Here is a 12,754-nt window from a genome sequence, read left to right as displayed (position 1 = left end):
GTCATGGTTGGCGCAGTGGTACTGGGCTTTCTCAGCAGTAATACTAATCATAGTCATACCGATCACAGTAAGTGATTAATATTTATAAGTAATAATAAGGGGATAGCTCTGCCGAGTTATCCCCTTTTCACAATATGGGTTAACGACTCAAATGCCATCAGTAAAGAGCCATTTGATGAAGTGACGTGTTACTTCAATAGTCTGACTAACAAAGCGCCCGGTTCACGCATCGGATCTTGATTGACACTGAGTACATAGCCATCAGCAGGGGCGTAATAACGTTGTTTCTCAGAACCAAAACTATCATATTGAATTGAAATCAATTGTTTTGATTGTACTGATTCACTGACCTTAACTTGAGGGAGAGCGAAACCACCGACATTGGCTCTAATGGTCACCGTTTCTTTGCCTTCAAAGCAGGCATAGTGAGGCTGATCTATCTTTGTAGAGATGATATTTTCCGAGTGCAGGATATTCATCACGCCATTCACTGAACGCTCAATGAGGTCGGGTTGTAAAACCTTTCCAGAACCAACCTCGACGGTGATAGCGGGCGTACCACTTTTATTGAGCTGCGTTTCTAAAACGCCATCATCACCTGGATCATCAAAAATACAGTCAGGATTGATCAATCGAGCCATTTTGATTGCTGCGGGGATTCGATAATCGGCAAAGACATACAAAGGATACTCTGCTCCGCGAGTTTGGGTATGCAGATCGATAGCAAGATCCGCATTATGGCTGAGTAGGTTCTGCCAAATTGAATGTGTAAAACGTTGTGAGGCATCACCGTTCGGGTTTCCAGGGAATATACGGTTAAGGTTTGCTGGGGATGCATCCGGATCCGATGAAATAAAATCTCGGCTGTGCATCAACATACCTGACACATTAATCATCGGAATAATGATGACTGTGCCGTGTATCTCCTCGTTTACGAGCTTTTGAATGACCTTCTGTGCGGTAATAACTCCATTTAATTCATCACCATGAACGCCTGCCGTTACCATTATTTTGCGAGCATTTTGACTTTGCTCACCGCGATAGACGACCACAGGTAAATGATGATTTTGACCAACACCGTTAGTTTGTGCCTCAAACCAGAAACGATGGCATCCCATCGGTAAGTCATCAACATTGAGTTGAGATATTACAGGGTGTCCATTTAGAACATCATTGGTATAAGTAGTTTTTCTCACACTAGTTTCCTTTGTCTCTGGTTCACAATCTATTCTGAGTCTGTGTTGGATGATTGTTATTGAAAGCTGTGATTAAAAATGGGCAGTAAACTGCCCATTGAGATACACGTAAATATTGAAAGGCGCTGTTATGCAAAACCCAGCAGGTGAGCCGCAACAATAATAACGCTCGACAAGCAGAATAGCAGCACGATAAAGCGCCAGCAGAATTTTGCCCAATCACCCCAGTCAATGCGGCATACACCTAGTGTTGCCATCAAAGAAGCTGATGTTGGGACGATGATATTGGTAAAGCCATCACCTAGCTGGAATGCTAAAACCGCGACTTGACGAGTCACACCTGCTAAATCGGCGAGTGGCGCCATTAATGGCATCGTTAGAGCTGCCTGCCCTGATCCTGACGTTACAAAGAAGTTGAAAATAGCTTGGAAGGCGAACATCAGCCAAGCAGCCATCGCTTCTGGCAATGCACTAATCACACCGCCCGCACTGCTTAAGATTGAATTCAGTACGCTTGGCTCGGTTGCATCGCTGCCGCCGCCTAAAATCAGCAAGATACCTTTAGCACTACCCACAAGAATAGCGGGCGCTAGCATCACACTTGCGCCTTCCTTAAATGAATCGGCCATGTCGTTGATGGTCATATCATTTAATCGGAAAATAACACCGATTAAGCCAGCAACAAATCCCATAGTGAAAAACTGAGAGGCAATTTCAGGAATGTACCATGCGTGAACCACTACACCCCAAATAACCCAGGTCATGCTCGCTATCACGGTGAGAATCACCAACGTATCGCCGATATTCCAACGTGATTGAGTCAAGTCTCCTTGTTGCTTCTTGAAGTAAACATCACCAGCTTTACTGTAAGATTTCGAAGGGTCTTTCTTTACCGAATTCGCATACCACATCGTAAAAGCGATGCCGAGCGCGGTGAAGAAAACCCATAGAGCGATACGCACCGATGCCCCAGATAAGACAGGTACACCAGCAATGCCTTGGGCAACAGCAACAGAAAATGGGTTCATCCAAGAAGCAGCAAAACCAATCTGAGTCGCTACGTACGTCACCATTACCGTAGTAATACCATCATAGCCAATACGTACCATTAGCGGCACGATAATAATGGCAAAGGCGACGGCTTCTTCACCCATACCAAATACAGCCCCACCGAGCGAGAACAGTGCAAATAATACTGGAATGAAAAGAGATTGACTGCCCTTGGTTTTGTCTATGAGACGCAAGATACCGTTATCAATAGTACCTGTGCGCATCACAATGCCGAAAGCACCGCCAATCACAAGCATAAACATGATAACGCCGATTGCTGAACCCCACTTAGATCCAGACACTAAACCTTCAAATACGAAGTTCATTAAGCCGATATCACCACCGCTGGCGAATAGTCCGACAGTATTGTAAATCGGGTTGCCTTGGGGGTCGGTGTGATAGGCAAATGAAGCTGGATCTAGAACGGTACGAGTTTTCTCTGCACCATCAGAAACATAGCTGATGTCTTGTGTTTCAAACATGCCTGCAGGTATGACATATGTCATTGCAGTCGCAAGCAACGCGATAAAGAAAATTAGCACCAGAGTATCTGGCATTTTCCATGTCTTATTTTGGATGGTATCCGATGTTGTGGTTGTCGTGCTCATTGTCAGTTTTTAGCTATAATTAAGATTGGCATAAAATATCACTAATTAAGCATATAATGTCAATTTTAAGTTGGTTTTTGGCTTGTTTGGTGGTGTTATGTTCTTGTTTTTGCGTGGCATGATGGTTTTTATTTTTAACTTGTTATTGCCTGGTTTTATTTAGAGGTAAAAAGTCCTAGCTCAGGTGCTTTTTAAGCAGTGCGGTAAGTTTCATAGAGCGACTCTGGATATATAAAAAACTATACCTTATGAGACTGTATCTAAGGTTGTCTCAAAAGCATTGACTTAGGGTTTTGATACATGCAATCCTGTAAGTGTTAAGAGGTTTTGAGACACTAGGAGTAAGCATGGCGAACGTAGGTTACATTCGAGTTAGTACAGCAGAGCAGTCCACCAGCAGACAGTTAGCAGATGTGAAACTGGATAAGGTGTTCGAGGAAAAGGTATCAGCTAAGACAGTAGACAGACCACAGCTACAGGCGTGCTTGGATTATGTCAGGGATGGTGATGTGCTGCATGTTCACAGCCTAGACCGTATCTGTCGTAGCGGTGCAGGTGATGCTGTAGGGCTGGTGGAGCAGATGAACCAGAAAGGTGTATCGGTACAGTTCCACAAGGAAGGAATGAGATTCGATGGTGTAATGAGTGCAGCGCAGAAAGGTGTACTAGGGATACTCGCAGCAGTGGCACAGATGGAAAGGGAATTGATTAAAGAGCGTCAGGCTGAGGGGATAGCAGCAGCGAAGGCAGCTGGTAAACACATAGGTAGACCGAAAGCACAGGTGACGAAAGAGGATGTGCAGAAGCTATTGGATAACGGTGTACCTAAAGCTAAAGCAGCCAAGGAGTTAGGAATAGGTCGTGCGACACTGTATCGGCTCCTTGACGCTAGAGAGTATTAAGCTGGTTTAAACTCTCTTCTCACGCTCTTGAGGTACATGAGTTCCGCTGGAGTGGAGTCGGATGATTGGCGTATTAGTTTTGGTGCAATTCCTATTGCTGCACCAGCTAAGCCAGCTTTTAACGGGTCAAAACCAAATTGCGATGCTGTACCTAGTGCAGCAAGAGTTAAGCCTAGGATACCAGTTGTATCTGAAATCACAGAGCGAAGGCTATCGACACTAATGTCTATTTTGGACTGTTCTAAGGTGCGATTGACATCTCTAATGGAAGCTTCCAGCTTAATCATTGCGGTATTTTTTGCTCTAGGTATGTCACCAGCAGTTAGCACTGACTGGTAGAGTTCATCTAGGTAACTACGGAACGCGAGCAGTTCATCATGATGCTTGTACTTAAATTCAAGTATAGAATCGAAGTGTGTGCTAACAGTAGGGACGGGTAGTAAACCGTGAAGCTCCAGTTCAATACTCTCTTTATCTACAGGAGTTGTGGTGAGAATGCTATCCGAGATTTGAGCCTTAGACCATAAGCCTGGATGTGCTTCATTGAGCTGTTTAAAAATTGCTTCATGTGAAGCAAGGATTTCATCTCCAGCCTTTTTGCTTAGGGTTACATCAGTGCAATCAACAATCTCAGCAGTCATAAAGTTAGATACATTAATCACACTGCTTTGTTCCATGCGCATTCCAAGCGAGCGAGGTTTTTCTCCATGTCGAGTTCGTTGTAACGCACCAGCTTTTTCTAGTTCTTGGAACTGCCAGCAATCAAACTCTATCGAGGAGCATTTAGGAACTTCAATCTTATCCCAATAAAGTAGGTACTTACGTAACTCAAAATCATCAGTAGCAGAACGAAATAAAGCCCCACCTGTTTCTGGATACTCAAATTGAGGAGATAGAACAATACCTCTTTCCATTGATAATCGCCTTACACTCAGATAGTTAGGTTATTATGATAATGCAAGGTGTTGAATAGGGGAAAGGAAGAGAATAGACTTTATGAAGTGTGGCACTTTACTGTGGCACCCATACAAAAACAGCGCTATCCCAAAAGGCGCTAACCTATTGAAATAACGCTGTTTCCAAACGTTTGGTGGAGCTGGCGGGAGTTGAACCCGCGTCCAAAAATCATTCATCATTGGTACTACATGCTTAGTCGATCTTTAATTTCACCAGCAACCTGCGAACCGACACGCTAGTTAAAGGCTAACCTGAATTATAATTCGCGCTTTTCCTCTCAGGTGGGAGAAGCCACGCTAGCTAGTTTGGGTTTGATCTCTTATTGGTCCCCGTCTTACGAGCGGAAGCTAGGGTAAGAGAGCTCTGAGCAGGTTATTAAGCTGCTAGTGCGTAGTTTTCGTCGTTTGCGACTATTTTTTTGCGGCTTTTAACGTGGCCAACCGCCCCACGGCATGCACCTCAGACTTCAAAATTCCTGTCGAATCCTAAATCAGCCCCAAGTGTTATTTGCATAGTACCAGAAAAGCTTACCCTGTCTAGCACTGTGCGTTTAAGTGCTTAAAATTAACGCAAATTACTCTTCATAATTCGTGCTTTATCTCTCGCCCAATCTTTTTCTTTCATATCAGTACGTTTATCGTGCAGCTTTTTACCTTTCGCTACACCAACTTTAATCTTCGCCCAAGAGCGAGACCAGTAAAGTGCGGTTGCGACAAGTGTCATGCCTTCACGGTTAATACGACCGATAAGGTTGTCGAGCTCTTTTCTCGACATAAGTAGTTTACGGATACGTGTTGGGTTCGCCACGATATGAGTACTCGCCTGAGTGAGCGGAGTGATCGTCATACCACTGATGAATGCTTCGCCGTCTCGGATGTAGACGTAGCTTTCTGCGATATTGGTTTTGCCTTCACGTAGGGATTTTACTTCCCAGCCTTGTAGCTCAAGCCCCGCTTCTATCTCATCATCGATGAAATATTCGTGGCGAGCTTTCTTATTAAGCGCAATGGTATTACTACCGGCTTTTGATTTTGATTTATTCTTTGCCATAATGGCCTCATTATACGGAATGCGCCCTAGATGGGGAATCCTTTTTATTTGCGCTCTGGCCCAATACAATTAAAATTGCAGTTTGTGTTAATGTAACGCTGTCTTTAACAGGAGTCTATATGCCAAAGGTTACTCGTTCAGCATTAGTGTCTTTTAGTGCCGACCAGATGTTCAGCTTGGTCAATGATGTTGCTCGTTATCCTGAGTTTTTGCCAGGATGTTCTGGTTCTCGTGTGATCGAATCTTCAGATTCCGCGATGGTGGCTTCGGTTGATGTCTCTAAAGCTGGTATCAGTAAAACATTCACTACGTCGAATCGAATGGCGGATGGTGCTGAAATTTTAATGGAGCTGGTAGATGGCCCGTTTAAGAAGCTGGAGGGGGGCTGGTATTTCACTCCTCTAGACGACCAAGCATGTAAGGTTGAACTTAAACTAGAGTTTGAATTTTCTAGTCGAATGATTGAAATGGCATTTGGCAAGATTTTCAATGAACTGACAAGCAATATGGTCAGTGCTTTTACTCAACGAGCGAAACAGGTTTACTAAGCCATGACTATTGAATCAGATATGATCCACGTAGAAGTTGTGTTTGCGCTTCCACATGAGCAGCGTGTATTTACCTTAGTGGTAAATAAGAACGCGACCGTTGAAGAGATTATTGCGCAGTCTGGTGTTTTAGAGTTGTATCCAGAAATCGACTTGGCGAAAAATAAAGTTGGCGTATACAGCCGCAACGTTAAGTTAGATGCAACCGTTCGAGATAAAGATCGTATCGAAATTTATCGAGCACTCTTAGCCGATCCAAAAGAAATTCGCCGTAAGCGTGCTGAACAAGCGAAAGCGGCGGCTAAATCGTAATACCAAACAAATTTGAATGATAAAGAAGCTCGCATTAGCGAGCTTTTTTTCATCTGTTTGTTAGACAATACAGTCTACAGTCTACAGTCTCATTTGTTAGCAGATATTAAAAAGCCTGCTCATATGAGCAGGCTTTTGCGATTCTTGCTTTTGACTGGAAAGCTTTGTTAGTTGAAAGCTAGCGAAGGCTTTCGAAGAATTCATCACTGGCTTCAAAATCACCATTGATCGTCACTAAGGTGCCCGTTGCATCAAAGTTAACAACAAGATTTTTTTGAATCGAGTCTTCATGGCCTTTTGTGTGGTGGTAAATGTAGTACCACGTATCTGGGTAGCCATTTTCGATAAGCATAGGTGAGCCCATAACGTAACGAACTTGTGTTTTTGTCATGCCAAACTTGAGCTGATCGACAGCTTCCTGTTCAACATAGTTACCCTGATTGATGTCAATTCGATAAACCAACTTCTCTAATAGAGAGCAACCGGTCAACATTGTTAGTGCAAGTGGAACTGCAACTAACCACTTTTTAATTCGCATAGTTTGAGATCTTTCTTCGCTAAAATACTACCTGATAATAAACAAGCTCCAGCAAGAAGTAAAAAGCTCCTTGCGCTTTGAGCTTGTTATGACTGGCAATTTTGAATTAAGTTGCAAAATTGCCAAGAATTTTCGGTAAATTATCAGAAAGTTGCTGAATATGTAACCTATGCTGCGATTAATAACTCTTTTGCATTGGCAAGCGTCGATTCGGTAATCTGGCTGCCACCAAGCAGTCGAGCAAGCTCTGAAACGCGTTGTTGCTCATCAAGCGTGTGCATTTGAGTCTCGGTTTTACCTGATTTCGTGTTCTTCGCTACAAAAAGTTGTTGGTGACCGCAACCGGCAACTTGAGGTAAGTGAGTCACGCACATAACTTGTGTCGATTCGCCCAGCTTACGTAGCATTTTTCCGACAACCGCAGCGGTTGGTCCACTGATACCCACATCGACTTCATCGAAAATCAGGCTTGGTGTATCCACTTTTTGCGCTGTGATCACCTGAATCGCCAGTGAGATTCGTGATAACTCACCACCAGAGGCCACTTTCGCAATCGGCTGCATTGGTTGGCCTGGGTTGGTCGAAACAATGAAGGTCACGTTATCCATACCCAATGGAGAAGGGTGTGTGTTGGTGTTGTTCACTTCAATGGCAAACTGCGCTTTTTCCATGCTCAGTTCGTGCATGCTTTGCGTGATCAGCTTGTTGAGCTCTTTTGCGTAACGAGTTCGAGATTTATGAAGCTTCTCTGATTTAGCAACGAACGATTGGTATTGGTTTTCTACCTCGTTGGCCAGTTCTTCCAATTTTTCATCAGAGCAATCAAGCGCTTCAACTTGTTGTAGTAAGTCTTGATGGTGCTTATACAGCTCTTCAGGTAACACGTGGTGTTTACGAGACATCGACATCACTTTAGAGAAACGCTCCTCAACGTAAGCCATACGACCGGGATCAACATCAATGCTGTCTAGGTAGGTTCTTAACTCGTTGTTGGTCTCTTCGATCTGAATAATGGCTTCAGAAAGCAAGTTCGGTAACTCGGCCAATCTTTCATCTAGCTCAGCTAACTGAATTAAGGAGTTATTGGCCGATTGCAGAATACCAAGCGCATTAACTTCTTCGCCTTCATAAATAAGCTCGATAGCTTGCTGACAGGTTGTGGCCAGTTCTCCGCTATTGGAGAGGCGCTTATGCTCTTGTTCGAGGTCTTCATATTCTTCCTCCCCAATAGACAGCTCATTTAACTCTTTGATTTGGTATTCAAGAAGTTGTTTTTGAGCTTGGTTTTGCTGGCTATTCTCACGTAACTCTTTTAAGTGGTTATCCGCTTGTCGCCATGCTTGGTAAGCATTACGTGTCGATTTCAATAGGTTCAAGTGGCCTGCGTATTGATCAAGCATGGCCATTTGATAATCGCTTTTCATCAACTGGTGATGCGCGTGTTGACCATGGATGTTGATCAACAGTTGTCCAAGTGATTTCAATTGCGAAAGAGGGACAGGGCTACCGTTGATGAATGCACGAGAACGACCTTCTTTTGAGATGGTTCTGCGCAGGATGCACTCACTGCCATCAAGCAATTCGTTGTCTTCTAACCAGCGGGTTGCATGCAGATTGTTCTCAAGTAAAAAAGCGGCACTGACTTCGGTTTTTTCTTCACCTTGTCGAACCATTCCTGCATCGGATCTTCCCCCAAGACATAAGCCTAAAGCATCGATAGCGATAGATTTACCCGCACCAGTTTCCCCGGTGATTGTTGTCATGCCTTTAGATAGTTCTAGCTGTAAAGACTTAACAATAGCGAAATTATTAACACTTAAATGAGCCAGCATTTTTATTTACCTGTATAACTGAACAATACTGTATATAAGTTCAGTATATACTGTTTCTTTATACAGTAAAGTCGACAGGTGAAAATTTTTTGCGACCGTTATCAGAATTGAGGTTGTTCGTAGATCACTGAAACCGCTATAGATTCCCAACTCAGTCGTTCCTCCCTCTTGGGAGTGGAGGTATAAGGAACTGCAGAGAAGCTAGAGCCGACGGGCTTTTACTGGCAATAAAAAGGCTGACGAATGTCGTCAGCCTTTCAAATTTTCGGTTACCACTGGAGCGTTTATTCTTTTAGAACAGCTTACTCGACCAACCTAGTTTGTTACGTAGAACATGGTAGTAGTTGTAGTCTTTAGGATGGATCAACTTAAGTACATTCGGGCTTTGGTAAATGTGGATCTCATCACCAGGAGAAACAGGCAGTGAGATTTGACCATCGCAGCTCACCTCCTGAGTTCCACGGTTATCAGGCGATACGATAAGCTTAATACGACGCTTGCCATCCACCACTAATGGGCGGCTTGAAAGGGTATGCGGGAACATTGGCACGAGTGAGATAGCATTTAGGCTTGATGACAGGATAGGGCCGCCGCCGGAAAGCGAGTAGGCGGTAGAACCTGTCGGTGTTGAGACGATTAAGCCATCAGAGCGCTGTGAGAAGGCGAAGCTGTCATCGATATATACTTCGAACTCGATCATGTGAGCAACTTGGCCGGGGTGCAGTACAGCCTCATTAAGGGCTGCATTGTGGCTTTTTATCTGGCCGTGACGATGAATTTCCGTTTCAAGTAAGAAGCGCTCTTCTTCCATGAACTCGCCTTTGAGTACATCAGTAAGCGCACTCTGGAAGTTTTCAGGGTTGAGATCGGTTAGGAAACCAAGATTGCCTCGGTTAACACCAATCACTGAAATGTCGAAACGTGACAAGATTCTAGCGGCACCGAGCATATTTCCGTCACCACCGACCACAATAGCGAGATCGGCGCGTTTACCTAATTCAATCAGGCTAGAAAAATGTTCTTTTGGGATGTCGTCCAAAATAGTGGCGAGTCTGTCATCAACAAACACTTGATAACCCTCAGCACTTAACCACTGATAGAGCTCTCTATGAGTCTGAATTGCTTGCTGATCTCGAGGTTTACCGATAATGGCGATGACTTCAAATGGCTTTTTCATAACGTTTCCAAACGAATTAGGCTTGAATCAAAATTCTTCATCCCCATAATAAAGGCAAGTTGAACGTCTATGCGAGTGTTTTATATCAATTTGGGGCGCAAACACGCCTGTCACTTGCATTGAAAACGAATTCTGGAGATATCATGAGCAACGAAGAAAACAAAGTAACCGAAGCAGAGCTAGATCAGATCATCGCTGAAGCTGAGAAAGTTGAAGAAGCTGAACTGAATGAAGACGCTGCTGATGAGCAGGAAGCAAAAATCGCTCAACTGGAAGCTGCACTGCTTTCTAGCGAATCTAAAGTGAAAGAGCAGCAAGATTCTGTTCTTCGCGCGAAAGCTGAAGTTGAAAACATGCGTCGCCGTAGCGAACAAGAAATTGATAAAGCGCGTAAATTCGCTTTGAACAAGTTTGCTGAAGGTCTGCTTCCTGTAATCGACAACCTAGAGCGTGCAATGCAAGCGGCAGACGCTGAAAACGAAGTGGTTAAGCCACTGTATGAAGGTGTTGAGCTAACGCACAAAACGTTCGTAGACACAGTTGCTAAGTTTGGTCTTAAAGAGATCAACCCTGAAGGTGAAGCGTTCAACCCTGAATTCCACCAAGCGATGTCTATTCAAGAAAGCCCAGATCACGAATCGAACACGGTTATGTTTGTGATGCAAAAAGGCTACGAACTAAACGGTCGTGTGGTTCGCCCAGCGATGGTTATGGTTGCTAAGTAATGACGAATTACGTTGCCAAGTGATTGACTGGTGCATTGACTGAGTTAGTCGCAGCGACAAAATAAATCACTGGTTTGCGTAAAATAAAAAGAGAGGTATAGGCCTCTCTTTTTTTGTGCCTATAACTTGAGAGTCCACGTAAATAAGCATCAAAACCGCATTAAGAATGTCGTTCTTTTTATTTCATTCAGATCAGCGATTTAGAGTTTTGTGTTATGAAACTTGTTGTGATTGAGTAAATGTTTTGATGTCACATTTGTAGTGTTTTTGTAAATAAATACTTTTAATTGTTATCTTTGTATGTAAAATCCACTGCCATATAGCGATTTTGGTCGCATATATAACTATAAAAGTACAAATTTCAAACACAACAAACTGGAGAAGAACGATGGATAAATCGCTCTCAAGTAAAATTTTTGTAGGCTTGTTCGCCGGTCTACTTATTGGTACTGCTATTCAGTACCTATTCAGCGGTATTGCTATTTTTGATACGTATCTACTTGGCGCTGCCGAAGGTGCTGGTGGTATGTTCGTATCACTTATCAAATTGCTTGTAGTTCCTCTTGTATACGTATCTATTGTTTGCGGTATTGTTGAGCTAAAAGATATTCGTTCATTTGGTCGTCTTGGTGGTAAAACCTTTGGTCTTTACATTATTAACACCATCATCGCGATTTCAGCAGCGCTAACGATTGGTCTTATTTTCCAACCAGGTGCAGGTGCGAACCTTGCGGGTACGGTTTCTGAGACAATTGCGCTTACAACAACTGAAACACCAGACATCTTCTCTCTTGTTGTTAACATCGTTCCTAGCAACCCTGTAGAAGCGTTCGCAAGCGGCGACATGCTACAAATCATCTTCATGGCAATTTTGACAGGTCTTGCTATTCAAGCGCTTGATTCTCGTGGTGGCCCAGCTATCAAGACATTCAAGATGGCTAACGAAATCATGATGAAGCTTATCGGCCTAGTAATGAGCTTGGCGCCTTACGGTGTATTTGCTCTGATGATTCAACTGGGCGCAACACTGGATGCAGACACGCTAATGTCAGTTGCTGGCTATGTGGCGCTTGTGGTTGCAATGCTTGTGTTCTGGATTTTCTTCTTCTATCCAATGATGGTTGGTTCATTCACTGGTATTTCTCCAAAGCAGTTCCTACGTGCAACTCGTGAGCAAGTTCTATTCTCACTATCTACAGCAAGTTCGAACGCAACAATCCCAGTAACAATGCGTACTCTTACTGACAAACTAAACGTATCTAAGTCAGTAGCAGGTTTCGGTGTACCACTAGGTGCAACAATGAACATGTCTGGTGTATCTATCTACATTGCACTCGCAACTATGTTCGTAGCAAACGCGTTTGGTCAGCCAATCAATACTGCTGATATCTTCACTCTTGGTCTAACTATCCTGCTACTGTCTATCGGTGCTGGTGGTGTTCCTGGTGGCGGTGTGGTTATGGTCGGTGTTCTATTGCACCAACTAGGTTTGCCACCAGAAGGTCTAGCGATTGTTGCTGCTGTTGACCGTATCTGTGACATGTTCTGTACTTCTTCTAACGTTGTTGGTGATACTGCGGTTAACACTATCGTAGCGAAATCTGAAAACGAAATCGGCGTTGAAGCTAACGAAGAAGCTGAGCTGCAAAAAGCAGAAGCATAATTCTTAATTAAGATTCGATAATTAGAAGCCCCGCTCAATGAGAGCGGGGCTTTTTTGTTTCTGATGATAAGTGCTTTGGGCTGTCTGCTGCTGAGTTAAAAGAGGGGGCTATGTTGGTGCGAAGTCTCATTTTTTCTTTTTACTCGCGCTGAATGGGTCATCAGTTTTCAATCTTTAATATAGATCACATATAATA

12 protein-coding genes and 1 other RNA gene are annotated in these 12,754 nt (G+C 43.6%); 5 read left to right on the top strand and 8 right to left on the bottom strand.

The annotated features are described in order from the left end of the window. Nucleotides 1-188: 188 nt before the first annotated feature. Together AB4517_RS22260 and yfcC are read right to left on the bottom strand one after the other, a co-directional pair. Nucleotides 189-1,196 carry a succinylglutamate desuccinylase/aspartoacylase family protein gene (locus AB4517_RS22260; protein ID WP_017059743.1) on the bottom strand — a complete coding sequence of 336 codons (1,008 nt, stop codon included), beginning with the start codon at nucleotides 1,194-1,196 and terminating at the stop codon, nucleotides 189-191. Between the two features lie 128 nt (nucleotides 1,197-1,324). Then, nucleotides 1,325-2,803 carry a putative basic amino acid antiporter YfcC gene (gene yfcC / locus AB4517_RS22255; protein ID WP_017071864.1) on the bottom strand — a complete coding sequence of 493 codons (1,479 nt, stop codon included), beginning with the start codon at nucleotides 2,801-2,803 and terminating at the stop codon, nucleotides 1,325-1,327. 398 nt (nucleotides 2,804-3,201) lie between these two features. Between yfcC and AB4517_RS22250 the strand changes: the two genes are divergently transcribed. Further along, complete coding sequence (locus AB4517_RS22250) at nucleotides 3,202-3,756, top strand: recombinase family protein (RefSeq protein ID WP_017071865.1); 555 nt, start codon at nucleotides 3,202-3,204, stop codon at nucleotides 3,754-3,756. On the opposite strand, the gene AB4517_RS22245 is transcribed toward AB4517_RS22250, so the two are convergent. From AB4517_RS22245 to smpB, 3 genes are all read right to left on the bottom strand, one after another. Then, on the bottom strand, nucleotides 3,753-4,670 hold the full coding sequence (locus AB4517_RS22245; protein ID WP_102393636.1) for a DUF6236 family protein: 918 nt from the start codon (nucleotides 4,668-4,670) through the stop codon (nucleotides 3,753-3,755). The genes AB4517_RS22250 and AB4517_RS22245 overlap by 4 nt on opposite strands. A gap of 174 nt (nucleotides 4,671-4,844) precedes the next feature. After that, nucleotides 4,845-5,211: a transfer-messenger RNA gene (gene ssrA, locus AB4517_RS22240) on the bottom strand. 66 nt (nucleotides 5,212-5,277) lie between these two features. Then, nucleotides 5,278-5,763: an SsrA-binding protein SmpB gene (gene smpB, locus AB4517_RS22235; RefSeq protein WP_004735156.1), complete on the bottom strand. Its 486-nt coding sequence runs from the start codon at nucleotides 5,761-5,763 to the stop codon at nucleotides 5,278-5,280. Between the two features lie 119 nt (nucleotides 5,764-5,882). Here smpB and AB4517_RS22230 point away from each other — a divergent pair, with 119 nt between their 5' ends. Further along, entirely contained in the window at nucleotides 5,883-6,311 is a 429-nt protein-coding gene (locus tag AB4517_RS22230; protein ID WP_010438915.1) for an SRPBCC family protein, read from the top strand. Nucleotides 6,312-6,314: 3 nt separating this feature from the next. Next, nucleotides 6,315-6,623 (top strand): RnfH family protein, encoded by a 309-nt coding sequence (locus tag AB4517_RS22225; RefSeq protein WP_016796754.1) that lies wholly within the window; start codon nucleotides 6,315-6,317, stop codon nucleotides 6,621-6,623. A gap of 178 nt (nucleotides 6,624-6,801) precedes the next feature. On the opposite strand, the gene bamE is transcribed toward AB4517_RS22225, so the two are convergent. The 3 genes from bamE to nadK form a co-directional block, all read right to left on the bottom strand. Continuing rightward, nucleotides 6,802-7,161: an outer membrane protein assembly factor BamE gene (bamE, locus tag AB4517_RS22220; RefSeq protein ID WP_010438918.1), complete on the bottom strand. Its 360-nt coding sequence runs from the start codon at nucleotides 7,159-7,161 to the stop codon at nucleotides 6,802-6,804. Between the two features lie 167 nt (nucleotides 7,162-7,328). Next, on the bottom strand, nucleotides 7,329-8,993 hold the full coding sequence (recN, locus tag AB4517_RS22215) for a DNA repair protein RecN (protein WP_017059862.1): 1,665 nt from the start codon (nucleotides 8,991-8,993) through the stop codon (nucleotides 7,329-7,331). Between the two features lie 292 nt (nucleotides 8,994-9,285). Continuing rightward, nucleotides 9,286-10,170 (bottom strand): NAD(+) kinase, encoded by an 885-nt coding sequence (gene nadK / locus AB4517_RS22210; RefSeq protein ID WP_017066747.1) that lies wholly within the window; start codon nucleotides 10,168-10,170, stop codon nucleotides 9,286-9,288. Between the two features lie 143 nt (nucleotides 10,171-10,313). On the opposite strand from nadK, the gene grpE reads away from it, so the two are divergent. Beyond that, nucleotides 10,314-10,895: a nucleotide exchange factor GrpE gene (gene grpE, locus AB4517_RS22205; RefSeq protein WP_017069543.1), complete on the top strand. Its 582-nt coding sequence runs from the start codon at nucleotides 10,314-10,316 to the stop codon at nucleotides 10,893-10,895. A gap of 388 nt (nucleotides 10,896-11,283) precedes the next feature. Further along, nucleotides 11,284-12,558, top strand: a complete 1,275-nt coding sequence (locus AB4517_RS22200) for a dicarboxylate/amino acid:cation symporter (RefSeq protein WP_019823920.1) — start codon at nucleotides 11,284-11,286, stop codon at nucleotides 12,556-12,558. The last annotated feature ends 196 nt before the right edge of the window (nucleotides 12,559-12,754 follow it).

Origin of the sequence: Vibrio sp. 10N.222.52.C3 (genome assembly GCF_041474195.1) — a bacterium.
Classification (GTDB): Bacteria; Pseudomonadota; Gammaproteobacteria; order Enterobacterales; family Vibrionaceae; genus Vibrio; species Vibrio crassostreae_C.
The sequence above is the reverse complement of the archived record's forward strand: the minus strand, read 5'-3'. Positions and strand labels throughout refer to the sequence as shown.